The sequence below is a fragment of the Microbacterium sp. 20-116 genome (assembly GCF_041079415.1).
Classification (GTDB): Bacteria; Actinomycetota; Actinomycetes; order Actinomycetales; family Microbacteriaceae; genus Microbacterium.
Genome location: NZ_JBFYGP010000008.1, coordinates 73221 through 91225 on the forward strand (window position 1 = coordinate 73221; position 18005 = coordinate 91225).

The window sequence follows — 18005 nt, forward strand, 5'->3', positions numbered from 1 at the left end:
CCGGTGCTCGCGAAGCCGAACCGACTCACCCGCGGATCGGACTACAAAGCCACGGTCCGACGGGGCACTCGCTGTGCCGGAGCGCACACCGTGACCTACGTCGGAACCTCGGCTGAGACCGATTCGCCCCGGTTCGGCTTCATCGTGAGTCGACAGGTCGGCTCCGCAGTCACCCGCAACACCATTCGCCGCCGCCTCAAGGCGGTGTGCGCCGAGGCGCTCCCGTCTGTTCGCGGGGGCGCCTCGATTGTCATCCGTGCGCTGCCCTCGGCCGCGACCGTCGACTATCCGACTCTCCGCGCCGAAGTGGTGCGATGCCTCGAACGAAAAGCATCGGTATGAGTGCCTCGACTCTCCCGACCTCGTCCACGGGGGCCGGTCGGCTCACGGCCGACGGTGTCATGGCATCCATCCCGCTCCTCCCCCGCAATGCGGGGCTGGCGCTGTTGCACGCGTATCGAGCGACGATCTCGCACGTCTACGGCGACGTGTGCAAGTACTACCCGTCCTGCTCCGCCTATTCGGTGGGTGCCGTGCAGCAGCATGGACTCGTGAAGGGCATCGCGTTCACCGCGGCCCGTCTCGCACGCTGTCATCCCTGGGCTCAGGGTGGCATCGACGACGTCCGTCCTCATCGGGCCTTCCGCCACGAACTCACTCGGCACGGATTCGTCGTGCCCTCCCGAAAGGACTGATCGTGCAATTCGATCTCATTGGGACCATCCTCTGGCCACTGAAATGGGTGGTCGAACTCGTGCTGGTGGGGTGGCACGCCCTTTTCACCGCGTTGGGCATGGCTCCCGCGGCCGGCCTCACCTGGGTTCTGTCGATCGTGGGCCTCGTGCTCATCGTGCGCGCCGCCCTGATCCCGCTCTTCGTGAAGCAGATCAAGAGCCAGCGCAAGATGATGGAGATCGCTCCCGAGCTGCGCAAGGTGCAGGAGAAGTACAAGGGCAAGCGCGACCAGCTGTCCCGCGAGGCGATGAGCCGCGAGACCATGGCGCTGTACAAGAAGCACGGGACGACGCCGGTTTCGAGCTGCCTGCCCCTGCTCGTGCAGATGCCGATCTTCTTCGCGCTGTTCAGCGTGCTGAACGACGTGTCGAAGCACGCCGCGAGCGGTATCGGCGGTGTGGGTCTGCTGACTCCCGAACTGACGACCGAGTTCTACGACGCGCGCCTGTTCGATGTGGCGTCCATGCACGTCAACCTGGTCACCGCATGGGGCCAGGCCGATGGCCAGGTCACCGTCGCGATTCTGCTGACGCTCGTCGTGCTCATGATCGGCTCGCAGTTCTTCACGCAGCTGCAGATCATCTCGAAGAACCTGTCGCCCGAGGCCAAGACCGGTCAGGCGTACCAGATGCAGAAGATCATGCTCTACATCCTGCCGCTGGCGTTCATCTTCTCGGGTGTGTTCTTCCCGCTCGGTGTCGTCATCTACTGGTTCGTGAGCAACCTGTGGACGATGGTTCAGCAGTTCGTGGTCATCCGCGAGATGCCGACTCCCGGTTCCGACGCCGCGAAGGCTCGCGAGGAGCGCTTGGCGCGCAAGGGCAAGGCCATCGATTCGTCGGGCAAGGTCGTTCCCATCGAGAAGTACCGCGCTGAGCAGCAGCGACTGCTCGAAGAGACCGAGAAGGCTCGTGCGGCCCAGCCGAAGCGCCAGCAGCCGGTGGGCAAGCAGCGCGCGAAGAAGCAGCAGTCCACGAAGAACACCGGCGCCGCGGGTGGATCCGCTGGCAACGCCGGTTCCGCACCCGCCTCCTGAGAACCGGAGATCACGATGACGACGTCCGATCAGATCGCACCCGAGCAGACTGCCGCCACCGAGGAACAGCTCGAGCAGGAAGGCGACATCGCCGCCGACTACCTCGAGGGCCTTCTCGACATCGCCGATATCGACGGTGACCTCGCCATGGACGTGCGCGCAGGACGCGCGTACGTCTCTGTCGAGGCCGAGGATGCGGCGGCTCTGTCGACCCTCTCGCACCCCGACACGGTGCAGGCTCTTCAGGAGCTCACGCGTCTCGCGGTGCAGAATGCGACGGGCCGGTTCTCACGGCTCATCCTCGATATCGGTGGATCCCGCGACGCGCGCCAGCGTCAGCTCGAGAACCTCGTCGATCGGGCGATCGCTCGTCTCGACGAGGGTGCGTCGCAGGCATCGCTCCCGGCGATGTCGAGCTACGAGCGCAAGCTGGTGCACGACATCGCGGCCGATCGCGGTTTCTCGTCCGAGTCCTTCGGTGAGGGCGCCGATCGTCACACCGTGCTCCGCCGCGGCTGAGCCTCAGGATGCCGGAACAGCTCGAAAGTGAGCCGAGTGCTGCATCGACGCTCTTCGGTGTGAATCTCGAGAAGGCTCGTCGCTTCACCGAGAATCTCGCGGTCCACGGCGAGGAACGTGGGCTCATCGGCCCGCTCGAGGTGCCGCGACTGTGGACGCGTCACATTCTGAACAGCGCTATCGCGGCGCCGTTCTTCGAGGGTCGCGCCGTCGACGTGGGCTCTGGTGCCGGCCTGCCCGGGCTCGTGCTCGCCATCGCCCGACCGGACGTCGAGTGGACGCTCATCGAGCCCATGGAGCGCCGTACGGCGTGGTTGTCGGAGCAGGTGGCCGAGCTCGAATTGGAGAACGTCACCGTCGCGCGTATGCGTGGCGAGGAGTGGGCTGAGGGTCGAGTGTTCGACGTGGCGACAGCTCGTGCGGTGAGTGCTCTGCGGACCCTTCTGCCGTTCACCGCTCCCCTGGTGCGTCCCGGCGGTCGTCTGGTCTTTCTCAAGGGCGCCAATGTCGGTGCCGAGGTCGAGGCCGCCTCGAAGCAGGTGCGCAAGTACGGCCTCAGCGATGTCTCTGTCGAAGTCGTCGGCGAGGGTGTCCTCGAGGAGCCGACGCGGGTCTTTCTCGCCACCGTCAGTCGTTGACCTTCCAGTTCGCCATTCACTTCAGCGAGCGGCATCGGCTCATGCTGTTTCCTATGTACTTCCTATGGATACTTGCCCTTTCGCCTCACCGGCGGCCTGACTTCAGCCGGCTGTCTCGTCCGTGTCGTGTGCGTTCGATCCACGAGTAGACGCAGGTGAATGACGGTCGAAGTCTTGCTCGCGGATCGCCTGGGGTTCCGCGGTGTTCTCGTTTTATCGGTGTCTCAGGTTCCGGTGACAGCCGTCCGATAATGACAGGTTCACACCGTCTGCCATAGGCCGAACAGTTGCGATAGGTCCCGCCAGGCGATCCCGCACCGGTAACGGTAGATGATCGCCTCGACCATCAGCCTCGCGTCGGAGAACTTCCGCCCCGGCCGACCGGTGGGGCGGGGAAGCATTTCCTCAATCAACGCCCACTGAGCATCCGAAAGTACGTGAATCCGCGACATCAGCCGGGCGTCTCAGACATCCCCAACGGATCGCGGTGGGCTCGCCCCGTCAGCGACACGTCACGCCCGCACTACTGGTTGCTGAGGGCGATCCGGTTACCCTCGCTGTCAGCCAGCTCTGCAACAATCAGGCCGTCGGCGACTTCTGTAACGGGGTACAGCACCGATCCACCGAGCTTTTGCGCCCTCGCTACCATTGCTTCGACGTTGTCCACCGACACGTAGACGCGAGTGCCATCGATGGATGGAACGTACGATTTGCCCTGCATCAAAGCGATGACCGCGCCCGCTGCGTCCGAATCGTCATCGAGGATGTAACACTGATGACCGTCAACGACCGTCCGCCGCACCGAGGCACCGAAGAGACCGCGGTAGAAGCGTTCCGCACGTTCCAAATCCTCTGCCGGGATCTCAACGTACGTCGCTCGTACGTGAACCCTGGTCATGCCCACGACCATAGTGGAAACAACCAGACGCTGGCAGGGTATAGCCGCACGGAGGCGCCCACCCGATGCCGCACAGCGGAAACGTTTATCGGACACGCCCTTGTCGCGAACCGGGCCCTCTGCCGCTGACGCGGGGAGGGTGGTCGCCACACCATGGCAATCTGCCTGCCATTGTGCCTGGCGGAATTTTCACGGCGCCGCAAAGGGTTCGTAGACGGCAGTGATCGCGGGAGCGAGGCGTAGGGCGCGCGATCGGTATGAGGCGCACCGACCCGTCGCGGGTTCTCGGGATCAGGCGCTGGGCCATCAGACCCACTCGGGTAAATCGGCTTACGCATCTTCACGGATGAGGGAACGGGTCATTGACTGGCTTTGGTGATGGTTCGGATGGGGCAGGGGACTCTCCCCCACCCGTGGCAACAGCCTGGCTTGGACTCGGAGGCTATTGGTGGTCGACGGCGGGGATTGCGATGCTGCGGCGAAGTGGGCTCCCCCGGCGCGCTGTCGGTCGGACTGTGCGGTGCGCCGGTGCCGTTTGGTGTCACGTTAGATCGTCCGTACGTATGGCAGTGGCGCGAGGTGGTAGCGCTGCGGAAGTGGCCAGGAGCCGCTAGGCCCGGTGCAGCGTCAGTGGCGCGCGATGGTCGGATCCGAGGTATCCGGGAGAGTGTGGGGATGCTTCAGTAACACGCGGTGTTTCACGTGAAACGTCAACTACAGCTGATTGGCCTAAGTGGTGAGATGGAGACGGCGGGGTTGTTCGTATACGAAGTTCGGCCGAGTGACGGTTCTGTTCCATTCGTGGCACGTTCGCGCGCGTCGCTCCAGCGTCCGACTTGGACATCCAGTTTCCGTGCTGACTGCAGATGAAAAAGTCCATCAGGCGGCCCGCTCCGTCACGCTGTTTCACGTGAAACATCGGCACTGCCGCACCTGGGTAGCGGCACCATGGTGTGACTCGTTCGTGGGGTCGAATTGCGGTGCCGCAGGAGACCCTCGATGGCGACCTGCGTCACCGACGGTGCATTGCAGTGCCGCGGGCGGCGACCCGTTTCCTCCTCCCCGCCGGGTTGTCGCCGAGTTTGCCGTATCAGTCCCTTCTTCGGGGATGTTTCACGTGGAACATCGGATCGCGGTGCCTGGGTAGCGGAAATCTGGTGCGACTTGTTTGTGGGCTCGGGACACGGTCCCGCAGGAATCCCACGGTGGCGAGCCGCTTCACCGTTGGGTGCATTGCAACGCTGCGGGGGGTGGCCCGCTTCTCCCTCCCCTGCCCGGGTCTCGCCGATTTCACCGTGTTACCCCCTCTCCTCAGTTGTTCCACGTGAAACACCGGCATCGCCGTACCTGGGTAGCGGTAATCTGGTGTGACTCGTTCGTGGGGGTCGAGTCGCGGTCCCACAGGAGACCCTTGATGGCGAGCCGCTCCATCGACGGCGCATTGCAATGCTGCGGGCGGTGGCCCGTTTCCCGCTCCCCCGCCAGGTTCTCGCCGAGCTTGCCGTGTCAGTCCTCTCTTCGGAGATGTTTCCCGTGAAACAGGCCCTGTGACGAGGGCAGTGGGGTCGTGAACTCCAGGCCTGCAGGGAGTGCCGTGATCCGCGCGGAGTTGGAGCACGGACCAAACGTGAGGGAAGCTCGAGCCCCGCCGGACTCTGCTCCGAGAACTGCCAGTAGTCCTAGTTTAGGAAAGTCGCGTCACGCGGTCGCAAGAAGACGCCGAGGCTGCTGAAAGCGAGAACATCGAGCGAGTTGCGCGGCGGTAAGACGAGTTCGACATGCCGCTCGGTTGCCCCCGGGCGGATAGTGTGCGGTCATCGATCGGGGACCACTGTGTCGGCCCTCTGTGGGCGACCACGAGCGGTCGCTTGGCCCGACAGTTGGCAGAAGTATGTACGTTTTGACGGGATCTTCCGTAGGTGGGGCGCTTACGTTCTCGCGCAAAGTCCCATAGGCGGATGCGGGTGGGCGTTCTGCCGTGAACTGCCACGGGCGTAGGGCTCTGCGTGGGCTGCCGGCACTCGCTGGTGACAGCGGGAGTCTTCCGTGTTGCTGCCCAGTTGTTGCTGCTGCGCTGCCGCGAAACGGGACGGGCCTCCATCCGCAATCTCGCTTACACGCAGAACCTGACCCGGCGTCTGCTGCGAGGCTGACGTTGCCTGGGGGCGCAGCGACAGAGCTCCGACCGCGGGGTCGGTGCAGAAGGGTGGGCTTCGCTGCGTCCTCGCTTGTGAACCGAAGGTCGATGGGTGACCCCGGCGCGTCTGCGCGGAGTGAAGATCTGGGTGCGTACGGCTGGTCGCTCGCTCGCCGCCGGCTGGTGCGAGCGTTGAGCGGGAGCGGGCGGGTGCGGTACGTCAATCAATTACCGACGAAGAGGTCTCGCCTCCCGTATCCCCTGTCTCGCTCGCTCACGCCCATACGAATTCGGTTCCCAGTCGATCCAATGCAGCGCTAGCACTGCTTCTTGATTCCACAGCGCGCTTCGACTGAGGGGGTGCGCGCACGCCAGCTGCGCAGTCATGGAGACCGCCCGACGACCGGCGCGTGAGATCGAGCTACGAGGCACTACTTCGTACCTTGAATCGACCGTGAACGCGCGCTGCCACTAGACGATCCGCCTTTGTCTCGTTGTGACGTTGGTGAGCGGCGAACTCGCCAGGGTCGCAATCCTGAGGTGGAGACACGCGTTGAGCCCGCTTGGATCCTGGCGGAAGAGTTTCACGTGAAACACAATTGCTAGCCCCTGACGGCTGAGTGTAAGCGGCTGAAGAGTAGCCAGCTGACCCAGCACCGAACTCGCGTCGCGGAACCCTGGGCTGTTGTCCGACGGTTCTCGTCACCGCCCCGGATGGCGCGAAACGATGGAGGAGTAGGGCGGACTCAGTGTTTCACGTGAAACATAATGACAAGGCGTGGCGGGAGATCACGCCAAAAACGGACACCCTGCACCCGGGTGCCCCCTCATGAGCTCGCGGGACTACGACCCGGGGACTGATGCGTGTGCAGCGACGAAAGGTCCGGCGTGCCCAGTCGCTGCCCCTGCCATCACACACCGGGCGCGCGGGTAGACTGGGCGAGTTGCCGACGGAGAGGTGCGTTTCACGTGAAACAGTCCGATGAGGCGCCCGCGTCGTCTTCGTTCGACGACTCCCCGATCGCACGAGAGATCGCGAATCTCTCCGCCCGTCGACGGACTCTCGAAGAGACGTCTGTTGAGCTGTCGGGTCGCACGCGCGTGTTCACGGTGTCGAATCAAAAGGGTGGGGTCGGTAAGACCACGACGGCTGTTAACATCGCGGCGGCGCTGGTCTCGGTCGGAGCTCGTGTCCTGGTCGTCGACCTCGATCCCCAGGGCAACGCGTCGACGGCACTCGGCGTTGCGCATAGTGCCGATACTCCGAGCGTGTACGACGTGCTCATAGATGAGTTCCCTCTCGCGGACATCATTCAGACCAGCCCGGAGTCCCCCAACCTCTTGTGCGCACCCAGCACAATCCACCTCGCCGGCGCCGAGATCGAGCTCGTGTCGCAGGTCGCGCGAGAGCATCGCCTCCGCGGAGCGCTACGTGATTACCTCGATCGGGATGAAAATCGTCTCGACTTCGTGATCATCGATTGCCCCCCATCTCTCGGGCTCCTGACCATCAACGCCTTCACGGCCGCCGATGAGGTTCTGATTCCCATCCAGTGCGAGTACTACGCGCTCGAGGGACTCAGTCAGCTACTCGGTAGCGTGCAGATGATCCAGAAGCATCTGAACCCGGGCTTACATGTCTCGACCATTCTGTTGACGATGTACGACGGACGAACCCGGTTGGCGCAACAGGTCGCCGAGGAAGTCCGCTTGCACTTCACGGACGAGGTCTTGAACACCGTCATCCCCCGCTCGGTACGCGTCTCGGAGGCTCCGAGTTTCGGACAGACCGTCATCGCGTACGATGGCCAGTCAGCGGGCGCCATTGCCTACCGCGAGGCCGCGGTGGAGATCGTCGCTCGCGACACCACGAAGAAGGGTTCCTGATGGCCAAGAGGACCGGTCTGGGCCGCGGTATCGGCGCCCTCATCCCCACCATGGAGCCGTCGGAGGCGCGTCCCGTCGACGTGTTCTTCCCCGACGGGAACGTCAAGGGCAAGGACGCTCCCGTCGAGACCGTTGGCGATCAGACGTCCGACTCGTCACTCGTCACGGTGCCCGGTGCGCGCCTCGTCCACATCGACCCGAAGTCGATCGTTCCCAACCCGCGCCAACCACGTACGCACTTCGACGCCGACGATCTGGCGGAGCTCATCCACTCCGTCCGTGAGTTCGGAGTTCTGCAGCCTGTTGTCGTGCGGGACAAGGGCGACGGCACCTACGAACTCATCATGGGTGAGCGCCGTACTCGAGCGTCTCGCGAGGCGGGGCTCGAGACGATCCCGGCTGTCGTGCGCGAGACCGAGGATGAGTACCTCCTCCGCGATGCCCTCTTGGAGAACCTCCACCGGTCGCAGCTCAATCCGCTCGAAGAAGCTTCCGCCTACCAGCAGTTGCTGGAGGACTTCGGCATCACGCAGGAGGAGCTCGCGACGCGTATCGGTCGCTCCCGCCCGCAGATCAGCAACACCATCCGTCTGCTGAAGCTGCCGGTGCCCGTGCAGCAACGCGTCGCTGCGGGTGTCCTGAGTGCTGGGCACGCTCGTGCCATCCTTTCGCTGGACGACCCCAAAGAAATGCAGAAGCTCGCCGACAAGATCGTCAACGAGGATCTCTCGGTGCGGGCGGCCGAAGCTGCGGCCAAGATGCCCGGCGTTGCACCCGTGCGCCAGAAGCCCCGGGCCGGGTCGCAGCAACTGGGTCTGGACGCCATCGCCGACAGGCTCGGTGATCGCTTCGATACCAAGGTGCGGGTCTCGCTGAGCGCGAAAAAAGGCCAGATCAGCATTGATTTTGCAAGCATTCAAGACCTCAATCGCATTCTCGCGACGTGGGGCGAAGAGGGCTACACGGGCTGAGCGCTCGCTGGGGTGCTTCTCTTGCGGTCAGCGAACGGGTTCCGAGGCCCGATGTCAGCGGCTCGACGTACGCTGGAACGGTGACAGCGAACGACGACAAGCCGCGCCGTCGCGCTAGCCTCGAGCTTCTGCGCGCGGAGGCCTCCGACGAACTCGCGGTTTTGATCCACGAGCGCCTGCGCGGGGGTGAAGACCCGTGGGACTTCATGGAAGACCTACCGAGTGTCGACGAGCTGGTCGTGCTCATTCTGCGGGCTGACAATATCTCGAAGAACGGCGGCGTCCGTCCGACCCGCGCACGCAATTACCGTGTGCTCCGGCAGATCGCCCTCGACTACCCCGCTCTCACGAAGGCCGTATGGCGCATCCTGGGCGATGAAGAGCCGCATCGGCGCTGGGATGCCAGCGCCCGCCTCGACGCCTCCTGAGGGGCGCTCAGGCCCCCGTGGGGCCGCACTCATCATCTGACCGACGAGAACGTGCTCCGCACTTCCAGGAGTCCTGGCATCCCGATCTCGTCCGAGGGTGATCGCGCGGTGACCCGCAACGGTGAGAGTGTCGGTGTCTCGCTGTCTGAACGCTCGATGCCCCTGCTACTGGAGTTCCGGCGCCCCCGGGGCCCTTCTTCGACAACCCTGTACCCATAACGCAAACGTCCCCGGCACCAGAAGGCGCCGGGGACGTTCAGACGAGAGATCTCAGCCGAGGAAGGCGGCGAGATCCTGCTCGAGCGCGTACTTGGGCTTCGCACCGATGATGGTCGTCTTGACCTCGCCGCCCTGGAAGACCTTCATCGCGGGGATCGAGGTGATCTGGTACTTCATCGCGAGGTCGGGGTTCTCATCGACGTTGAGCTTGAGAACGGTGATCTTGCCCGCGTTCTCGTTCTGGATCTCGTCGAGAACGGGGGCGACCATGCGACACGGTCCGCACCACTCGGCCCAGAAGTCCACGAGAACGGGTCCGTCGGCCTGCAGGACGTCCTGCTCGAACGTTGCGGAGGTCGTCGCCTTGGCAGTCATTGCATTTCTCCTTAGATGAAAGCGTCAGTTGGTGAAAACGCCGGTGAGCTCGGTTTTGTTCCTCAGACGACCGCGGCGTCGGGGAGGCCCTCGATGGGGCTCTCGGCGACGGCGGGCTCGCCGGCCTCACCGCGCGCGGCGAGGAAGTGCTCCACGTCGAGTGCGGCGACGGTGCCACTGCCCGCGGCCGTGATGGCCTGCCGGTAGGTCGGGTCGATGACGTCGCCGGCGGCGAAGACACCCTCGACCGACGTGCGCGACGAACGGCCGTCGACCCAGATGGTGCCCTGGTCGGTCAGCTGCAGCTTGTCGTGGACGAGGTGCGTGCGGGGGTCGTTTCCGATCGCGACGAACAGGCCGTCCAGTGGCAGCTCGCGCGTGGAGTCGTCGACGGTCGAGCGCAGGCGCACGCCGTTGACGGCCTCGTCGCCGAGGATCTCGTCGACGGCGCTGTTCCAGATGAACTCGATCTTCGGGTTCGCGAACGCGCGCTCCTGCATGATCTTCGAGGCGCGGAGGGAGTCCTTGCGGTGGATGATGTAGACCTTCGACGCGAACTTCGTCAGGAAGTTGGCCTCTTCCATCGCGGAGTCGCCACCGCCGACCACGGCGATGGTGCGGTCACGGAAGAAGAAGCCGTCGCAGGTGGCGCACCACGAGACGCCGCGGCCGGACAGGCGGTCTTCGCCCTCGAGGCCGAGCTTGCGATAGGCCGACCCGGTGGCGTAGATGACAGAGACGGCCTCTTCGACCTTGCCGCTACCGAGGGTGATCTTCTTGACGGGGCCGTCGAGCTCGAGCGATACGACGTCGTCGTATAGGACCTGGGCGCCGAAGCGCTCGGCCTGCGCCTGCATCTTGGCCATGAGGTCGGGACCCTGGATGCCGTCGGGGAACCCGGGGAAGTTCTCGACCTCGGTCGTGTTCATGAGATCGCCGCCGGCTTCGACGGAACTCGCGACGACGAGGGGCTCGAGGTTGGCTCGGGCAGCGTAGATGGCGGCCGTGTATCCGGCCGGGCCCGATCCGATGATGATGACGTGACGCACGTTTGCGCCTTCCTCTCGTTGATTCCGTCGGATGAAACCCATGGTAGCCGCGGGGTATTCCGCAGCCCCCGGGGCTAGCGCTTGGGGAGGAACCGCCGACCGAGCGCGAGCGCCGGGGCGAGTTCGGGGGTGCGGAAGAGGGCCAGGATGCCGATGTACACGGCGAGGACGACGATGCCCAGCACCGCGGCGCCGGCGATTCCGGTCCCGACGCTGCTCGTCATCCATCCTTCGGGTCCGCCCAGAAGGAGCAGGGTCCCCCATCCGGCGGCGGCGGCGGGAATCGCAGCCAGGGCGAAGCGTCCAAGCGCGGGGAGCCACGAGCCCGTGCCGATGCCGGAGAGCCGTCGACGGAGCAGGATCGTCGCGACGATCACCTGCACGATGCTGGCGAAAGACTGGGTGAGGGCGACGCCGGCGGCGAGTTCCGAGCGGTCGAGGGCCGCGCCGGCCGCAAGGGCTCCCGCGGCGACCAGCACGCACTGCAGCAGCGTGAAGAAGAACGGGGTCCGCGTGTCGTTGTAGGCGTAGAACGTCCGCTGGATGACGAAGAGCACGGCGAGGGGCACGAGGGACACCAGGAAGCACCACAGCACGGGAGCCGCCGCGAGGGCTTGTTCGGGATTTTTGGTGAAGATCCGGCTCGCGGGAACGGCGGCCACGGCGAGGGCGGCGGTGGCCGCGACGATGAAGAACCCGAGCGTACGGATGCTGCGGGCGATGTCCGCACGCACGTCCTCGTCGCGTCCCGCGGTGGCGTGCTCGCTGAGCTGCGTGAAGTAGGGCGTCCCGATCGAAAGCACGATGATCGAATACGGGAGCATGAACAGCAGCCAGGCGTTCTGCGACGCGAAGATCGCGGGGTCGTTTCCGGACGCGCCGGAGAGGACGTTCGACTGCACGACCCCGGCGAGCTGACCGGCGACGACCATCAGGAAGGTCCAGCCGGCAAGCCGTCCGATGTGGCGGAGACCCACCCCTTTCCACCGGAAGTCGGGCCGGAGAGTGAGCCCTGCGCGGCGCCAGAAGAACATCAGCACGACCGTCTGCACGACGATCCCACCCGTCGCCGTGGCCGCGAGCAGGGTGATCATAGACGGGGTCCACGCGCCCACGTTCTCTTGCGGACCGCCGAACAGCAGGATGAACGCCCCGAAACCCGCGATCGACACGACGTTGTTGACGATCGGCGCCCACGTGTACGGGCCGAAGACGCGCCGGGCGTTGAGGATCTCGCCCAGCAGCGCGTACAGCCCGTAGAAGAAGATCTGCGGCAGGCACCAGTAGGCGAAAGCGGTCGAGAGCGCGAGCTGGCCCCCGGTGAATTTGCTCGCGTAGACCTGCACGAGGAGCGGGGCGGCGATCATCGCGAGAGCGGTGGCGCCCAGCAGACCGACGGTGCCCAGGGTGAACAGTTTGGAGATGAAGGCCTGTCCCCCATCGGCGTGCGCGGCGGCCTTCACGATCTGCGGGACGACCACGGCGGTCAACAGGCCGGTCGAGATGATCGCGTAGATGTTGTTCGGGAGCTGGTTCGCGACGGCGAAGGCGTCACCCGCTCTGCTCTGCGAACCGATGGCCGCGACGAGCACGATGGTGCGCAGCACCCCGCTCACGCGGGACGCGATGGTCCCGGCTCCGATGAGCACGCTGGCCCGTCCGATACTGCTCACGGGCGTGTCTCCTGCTCGGTCTCCGACGCGGTCGCGCGGGGTGTCTGGTCGTCGTGCTCGAAGTCCTCGGCGTCTTCCGCGGGGCTGCGCCCGTCGGCATCCGGATCTTTCAGGACGATCCCGTCCGCGGGCTCGTCGTCGTGAGGGGTCTGAGGTGCGGCTTCTTCGGCACGCAAGCGGCGTCGACGGGCGACCGTGCGCACCACTCCGAGGCTCAGGAAGCCGACGATGAGGGCGATGACCACCACGATGCCGATGTTCTCCCACTCGGCGCGCACCTCGACGTCGACCGCCTGAGGCGAACCGATCGGCACGCCCGTGGGGCTGTAGAGCTGCAGGTCGACGCTGACCTCGCCGTTGGCGATGCGGGCTTCGACGGGGACCTCGACGCGGGTGTTGGCGGAGGCCTGGGCGTCGATGGTCGTGTGGTCTTGGACGCGAAGCCGCACGTCGTTGGTGCGGACCGCCATGACGACGGTGATCGGCCAGGGCAGATCGTTGCGTACCCACGGCCGCAGCGGGGCGCTGGAGCTGACCAGGCGGAAGTCGGACGACAGGATGCCGACGGAGTCGAGCGTCGTGCGCGTGGCGTCGCGGTGGTCGGAGACGGCCTGGCGGGCGGCATCCCCCGTCCACGAGACGTTCGTGACCTGCAGGACCTCGGCGCGTTCGCGCCCGGTCAGGAGCTCGGGCTGGTCGAGGATCGAGGCGAAGCGGTCGATGCTCTGTTCGTCGCCGAGGAGGTTGCGGACCTCTTCGACACGGGCGGCGTCGACGGTCGGGGTGGTGAGGGAGACCTCGGATGCCGGGAGGGCAGCCACCGTACGCAGCGTCGAGGCCGTGAAGCCCGGCGCTGTCGCGGCGAGGCCGAGGGTCGCGCGCAGGCTCACACGAGAGCGGTCGGTGCCCCGGTCGAGGACGGCGAGCACCGGCTGGTCGCCGGTGGCGGCGCGTGCGATGGAGAGATACGCCTGGGCGGCCGCCAACGAGGCTCCGCGCCGGGTGCTGTCGTTCTGCCCCGCCGCGTCGGCGAGAGCACGCGAGACCTCGGCGTCGTAGACCGGGGTGGACACCCCTCCGACGCGGGCGGAGGCCTGCCGGCCGCCGCCCGAGACGTTCGTCGACGGGATGAGGACGTGGGTGGGGTCATCGGTGCTGCCGAGGGCGCCCAGGGCGGCGACGGTATCCGAACCCGCGGATCCGGTGGCAGGCCAGTAGACGTGGGGGGTGGCGACTCCGATGTCGAGCAGCGTCGACAGGGACGGGTAGGTCGGCTGGCCGGGCGTCGTGCTCGGCGCGGGTTCGGGAGTCGACACCGCCGAGACGGCCGGCGCCGGCTGCACGAAGTCGGCCGCGGTCATGTAGTTCTGCAGCGATGTGGGGGTCAGCGGGGCCGTCAGCCCGGCGTGCAGCTGAGCCGCGACGTCGGAGTCGCCGAACTGCAGGGCGAACCGGTCGTTGGGGAGGGCCATCAGACGCTGGAGCCACGACACCGCGGTGGGCGGGGCCGCGGAGCCGAGCACGCGGATCGCGGCGGGGATGGCGGGGTCGACCGCCAGAGTCGTGGCCGTACCGTCGACCGCGTCGAGCTGCGCCGAGAGGGCGCCGTCGACAGCGGTGAGCTCGGCCAGTTCGTTCGCCGTCAGCAGCCCTCGGGTGAGGGGCGCCGCGGTGATCGGCACGACGAGCGCGATCGGCGTCTGCGCGCCGGCCTCGGCGGGGACGACGACCACGCTGGGGGCGGTCAGTCCTGCACTGGTCGCCAGCACGGGGTAGACCCCCGCCCCGCGGTTGGCGAGAGCCGGATCGGTGCCCGGTGCCGTGAGCGTCGTGGTCGACTGGGCGCCGGAGGCGGTGGCATCCAGTGTTCCCACGGCGATCTGCTGAAGAGCGATACCCGAGGCATCACCGCTGAGCCAGCGGTCGATCGACGCGTCGTCGGCGAGGGGTGCGGACCCGAGGGAGAGGGTGACGGGCCCGGCGGCCACGGGCGAGGTGCCGGCCGCGACGGTGACGACGACCGACAGGGCATCTCCGGGGCGCAGGATGCCGTTCGCCGAGGGCGCCGCGGTGAGCACCGACGGAGAGGTCGAGGCCGACGGCGACGGGCTGGGCGTGGCCGCGGAGGCGGTCGTGACCGGCAGTGCGATGCCCGCGACGAGGGCCCCGGCGGCCAGGGTCGCCAGGAGCCGGCGCGTGAAGGAGCGCCGCGGCACGGGTGCGCCCGAAGGCTGGGAGGTCACGGTCATACGATCGTCGGCGGAACGAGGGGGCCTCGCACCGCCTGCGAGTCTAGGCCCGCGTACCTACAAGCCCCCCGATAGCCTCGCGCAGACGATTGAATGGACCGGTGCTTCCCGAACCCGATCCCCAGCTGTGCCAGGCCCTCGCCGACGACCTTCGCGCGGCGGATTACACCAGTGCGGCCCTCCGCGACGCGTGGGGGGTGCAGGCCGACGACGCCGTCGCCCGCGGGCTCCGCCGCCCCGCCACCCGGGCCCTGGGCGATCGCGGCGACGCCCTCGCCGTGCTGGGCCGCCTGTGGGGGCTCGGGCTGCCCGTCCCCCGCGGTGACGCCGAGGCGGCTCTTCCCACCCTGCGCGTCGACGGGGCTGCGGCCCTCGGTCTGTTGGAGATCTCGGGGGATGCCGTGACCCCGGCGGTGCTCGTGAGGCCTCAGGCCTTCGCCGACGACGAGGGCGAGGTCGAATGGTGGATCGCCAGCGACCTCGATGAAGCAGCCCTCGAGGGTCCTCTTCCCGAGGACCATGTGCTCGGCGTCGGCGGGGCGTCGCAGACGCTCGCGCGCCTTCAGCTCACCCGTCGCGCGCGCTCTGCCCTCGACATCGGCACGGGCTGCGGCATCCAGGCCCTTCGACTCCGCCGGCTCGTCGATCGCGTCGTCGCGACGGACATCTCCGAGCGCGCCCTGCGCTTCACCCGCCTCAACGCCCTCGTGAACGGGGTGGACGGGATCGAGACCCGCCTGGGCTCCCTGTTCGAGCCCGTCGCCGGTGAGACCTTCGACCGAGTGGCATCCAATCCCCCGTTCGTCATCACGCCGCGGGTCGCGGAGGTGCCCGCGTACGAGTACCGCGACGGGGGGATGGAGGGCGACTCGCTCGTCGCATCGGTCATCTCGGGTGTCGGGGAGCACCTCGCGCCCGGCGCGGTGGCGCAATCGCTCGGCAACTGGGAGTACCGCTGGGGCGAGTCGGGGCTCGACCGCGTGCGGGGATGGGTCGGATCGTCGCTCGACGCGTGGGTGATCGAGCGCGAGGTGCTCGACCCCCTCGCCTACGCCGAGCTGTGGGTGCGCGACGGCGGTACGGTGCCCGGGACCCCCGCCTACGCGCGTCTCATCGACGCGTGGCTCGAGGACTTCGCGAGTCGCGGGGTGACGGGTGTCGGGTTCGGGTACGTGCTGTTGCGCAGACCTCTCGCCGGTGGACCCACGCTCGCGCGCTACGAGCGCGTCTCGGGTGGCGGGGAATCGGCCTTCGGTCCGCACCTGTCGGCATCCCTCGCCGCGCACGACCGAGCTGCGCTGCTCGACGACGAGGGTTTGGCGGCGAGCGTGCTGCGCGTCGCCCCCGACGTCACCGAGGCACGCCACCACCGCCCGGGCGAGGAGGACCCCTCGGTCATCGAACTGCGTCAGGGCGGTGGCTTCGCACGAACGCTCGAGGTCGACCCGGGGCTCGCGGCCCTCGTCGGCGCATGCGACGGCGACCTGGCGGTGGGCGCTCTCATCGATGCGATCGCCCAATTGATGGAGGTGGATGCCGAAGCCCTGCGCGCGGATCTGCTGCCGCGCGTGCGCGAGTTGCTGGTGACGGGGTTCGTGGGCTTCGCAGACGACTGATCCACCGCCCCTCGCTCGGTGGCGTCCAGCGGCCCCGGATAGGCTCGAAGGCATGCTGAACATGGCTGAGGGTCTCGCGCGCCTCGAGGAGCTCGCCGCGCATCCCGTGGTCGCCGACCTCTCCCGCGTCTTCGCCGACGCCGGTCGCGACCTGGCGATCGTCGGGGGTCCCGTGCGCGATGCCCTGCTGGGCCGCGTCACCCACGACTTCGACTTCACGACCGACGCCCGCCCCGACGAGATCCTCGCGCTGGTGAAGCCCGTCTCGTCGGTGCAATGGGACGTGGGTCGGGCCTTCGGCACGATCGGTGCCCGGGTGAGGGGCGAGCAGGTCGAGATCACCACGTATCGCGCCGACAGCTACGACGGGGTCACCCGCAAGCCCACTGTCGCGTTCGGCGACACCCTCGAGGCCGACCTCAGCCGTCGTGATTTCACGGTCAACGCGATGGCGCTGCGGGTTCCCGCCCGCACGCTCGTCGACCCCACCGGCGGCGTCGAAGACCTGGTCGCGGGGCGCCTGCGCACCCCCATCGACCCGGCCGTGAGCTTCGGCGATGACCCGTTGCGCATGCTGCGCGGGGCGCGCTTCTCGTCGCAGCTCGACTTCGCCGTCGACCCCGACACCCTCGCCGCCATCACCGAGCTGCGCACGTCGTTGCAGATCGTGAGCCCCGAGCGTGTGCAGGCCGAGCTCGTGCGGCTCATGCAGACGGACGACCCGGTCCGCGGCATCCGGGTGCTGGTCGAGACCGGTCTGATCGACGAGTTCCTGCCCGAGGTGCCGGCGCTCCGCCTCGAGGTCGATGAGCACCACCACCACAAAGACGTCTACGAGCACTCGCTCACGGTGCTGCGCCAGGCGATCGCGCTCGAGAAGCAGCGTCACCCGGATGCCGCACCCGACGTGCCCCTGCGCCTGGCAGCGCTGCTGCACGACATCGGCAAGCCCGCCACTCGTCGCCTCGAAGCGGGCGGTGGAGTGACGTTCCACCACCACGACATCAAGGGCGCGCGCATGGCGCGCAAGCGCCTGCAGGCCCTGCGCTTCGACGCCGCGACTACGACCGTCGTCTCGCGCCTCGTCGAGCTGCACCTGCGGTTCTTCGGCTACGCCGAGGGGGCGTGGACGGATGCCGCGGTCCGCCGCTATGTGCGCGACGCGGGCGATGAGCTCGAGCGTCTGCACATCCTCACGCGTGCCGACGTGACCACCCGCAACAAGCGGAAGGCCCAGCGCCTGGCATCCGCGTACGACGACATCGAGGCCCGCATCGCGGCGCTCCGCGAGCAGGAGGAGATCGACTCGATCCGCCCCGAGCTCGACGGCAACCGCATTCAAGAGGTTCTCGGGTTGAAGCCGGGTCGCGAGGTGGGCGAGGCGTATCGCTTCCTGCTCGACCTGCGACTCGACGAGGGCGTGCTCGGCGAGGACGAAGCCGAGAAGCGCCTGCGGGAATGGTGGGCGGCGCGGGGCTGAACCGGGGCCAGGCTTCCCGCCGGTGGGCGGGACCGTCGCGCGGAGTTCGTCGGTGACACGCCGACGATGACACGCCGACGGTGACGGGCCGTCGG

Annotated in this window: 15 protein-coding genes and 1 pseudogene; 10 read left to right on the forward strand and 6 right to left on the reverse strand. The window is 67.2% G+C overall.

The window, feature by feature from the left end; translation table 11 throughout:
* Positions 1-3 precede the first annotated feature (3 nt).
* Genes rnpA through rsmG form a run of 5 tightly spaced genes read left to right on the forward strand, consistent with a single transcriptional unit; the run spans position 4 to position 2928 of the window.
* Positions 4-342, forward strand: a complete 339-nt coding sequence (gene rnpA / locus AB6V29_RS14230) for a ribonuclease P protein component (protein WP_115916435.1) — start codon at positions 4-6, stop codon at positions 340-342.
* Positions 339-695, forward strand: a complete 357-nt coding sequence (yidD, locus tag AB6V29_RS14235; protein ID WP_307314125.1) for a membrane protein insertion efficiency factor YidD — start codon at positions 339-341, stop codon at positions 693-695. Before rnpA ends, yidD begins: the two co-directional genes overlap by 4 nt.
* A 2-nt stretch (positions 696-697) precedes the next feature.
* Positions 698-1771 (forward strand): membrane protein insertase YidC, encoded by a 1074-nt coding sequence (yidC, locus tag AB6V29_RS14240; protein ID WP_210075540.1) that lies wholly within the window; start codon positions 698-700, stop codon positions 1769-1771.
* Positions 1772-1786: 15 nt separating this feature from the next.
* Positions 1787-2290, forward strand: a complete 504-nt coding sequence (locus AB6V29_RS14245; protein ID WP_210075538.1) for a R3H domain-containing nucleic acid-binding protein — start codon at positions 1787-1789, stop codon at positions 2288-2290.
* Between the two features lie 8 nt (positions 2291-2298).
* Positions 2299-2928, forward strand: a complete 630-nt coding sequence (gene rsmG, locus AB6V29_RS14250) for a 16S rRNA (guanine(527)-N(7))-methyltransferase RsmG (protein WP_210075536.1) — start codon at positions 2299-2301, stop codon at positions 2926-2928.
* 263 nt (positions 2929-3191) lie between these two features.
* Here rsmG and AB6V29_RS14255 read toward each other — a convergent pair.
* Both AB6V29_RS14255 and AB6V29_RS14260 read right to left on the reverse strand, forming a co-directional pair.
* A pseudogene (locus AB6V29_RS14255) lies at positions 3192-3380 on the reverse strand (transposase); the annotation flags it as partial.
* 71 nt (positions 3381-3451) lie between these two features.
* Positions 3452-3826, reverse strand: a complete 375-nt coding sequence (locus AB6V29_RS14260) for a VOC family protein (protein ID WP_369359432.1) — start codon at positions 3824-3826, stop codon at positions 3452-3454.
* A 3106-nt stretch (positions 3827-6932) separates the two neighbouring features.
* Between AB6V29_RS14260 and AB6V29_RS14265 the strand changes: the two genes are divergently transcribed.
* The 3 genes from AB6V29_RS14265 (at position 6933) to AB6V29_RS14275 (ending at position 9249) form a co-directional block, all read left to right on the forward strand.
* The gene (locus AB6V29_RS14265) at positions 6933-7850 is read left to right on the forward strand and encodes a ParA family protein (RefSeq protein WP_369359433.1); all 918 of its coding nucleotides are present in this window, start codon (positions 6933-6935) and stop codon (positions 7848-7850) included.
* Positions 7850-8821 carry a ParB/RepB/Spo0J family partition protein gene (locus tag AB6V29_RS14270; protein WP_369359435.1) on the forward strand — a complete coding sequence of 324 codons (972 nt, stop codon included), beginning with the start codon at positions 7850-7852 and terminating at the stop codon, positions 8819-8821. Before AB6V29_RS14265 ends, AB6V29_RS14270 begins: the two co-directional genes overlap by 1 nt.
* Positions 8822-8901: 80 nt before the next feature.
* The gene (locus AB6V29_RS14275) at positions 8902-9249 is read left to right on the forward strand and encodes a tryptophan synthase subunit alpha (protein ID WP_369359437.1); all 348 of its coding nucleotides are present in this window, start codon (positions 8902-8904) and stop codon (positions 9247-9249) included.
* A gap of 270 nt (positions 9250-9519) precedes the next feature.
* Here the strand turns inward: AB6V29_RS14275 and trxA are convergent, their stop codons facing one another.
* From trxA to AB6V29_RS14295, 4 genes are all read right to left on the reverse strand, one after another.
* On the reverse strand, positions 9520-9843 hold the full coding sequence (trxA, locus tag AB6V29_RS14280; RefSeq protein WP_056225032.1) for a thioredoxin: 324 nt from the start codon (positions 9841-9843) through the stop codon (positions 9520-9522).
* Between the two features lie 62 nt (positions 9844-9905).
* The gene (gene trxB / locus AB6V29_RS14285; protein ID WP_210075525.1) at positions 9906-10892 is read right to left on the reverse strand and encodes a thioredoxin-disulfide reductase; all 987 of its coding nucleotides are present in this window, start codon (positions 10890-10892) and stop codon (positions 9906-9908) included.
* A gap of 74 nt (positions 10893-10966) precedes the next feature.
* The gene (gene murJ / locus AB6V29_RS14290; protein ID WP_369359440.1) at positions 10967-12565 is read right to left on the reverse strand and encodes a murein biosynthesis integral membrane protein MurJ; all 1599 of its coding nucleotides are present in this window, start codon (positions 12563-12565) and stop codon (positions 10967-10969) included.
* Positions 12562-14808, reverse strand: a complete 2247-nt coding sequence (locus AB6V29_RS14295; RefSeq protein WP_369359442.1) for a DUF6049 family protein — start codon at positions 14806-14808, stop codon at positions 12562-12564. The genes murJ and AB6V29_RS14295 overlap by 4 nt, the downstream gene beginning before the upstream one ends.
* 107 nt (positions 14809-14915) lie before the next feature.
* Between AB6V29_RS14295 and AB6V29_RS14300 the strand changes: the two genes are divergently transcribed.
* Positions 14916-16430 (forward strand): methyltransferase, encoded by a 1515-nt coding sequence (locus AB6V29_RS14300; RefSeq protein ID WP_369359444.1) that lies wholly within the window; start codon positions 14916-14918, stop codon positions 16428-16430.
* A gap of 52 nt (positions 16431-16482) precedes the next feature.
* Complete coding sequence (locus AB6V29_RS14305; RefSeq protein ID WP_369359446.1) at positions 16483-17910, forward strand: CCA tRNA nucleotidyltransferase; 1428 nt, start codon at positions 16483-16485, stop codon at positions 17908-17910.
* The last annotated feature ends 95 nt before the right edge of the window (positions 17911-18005 follow it).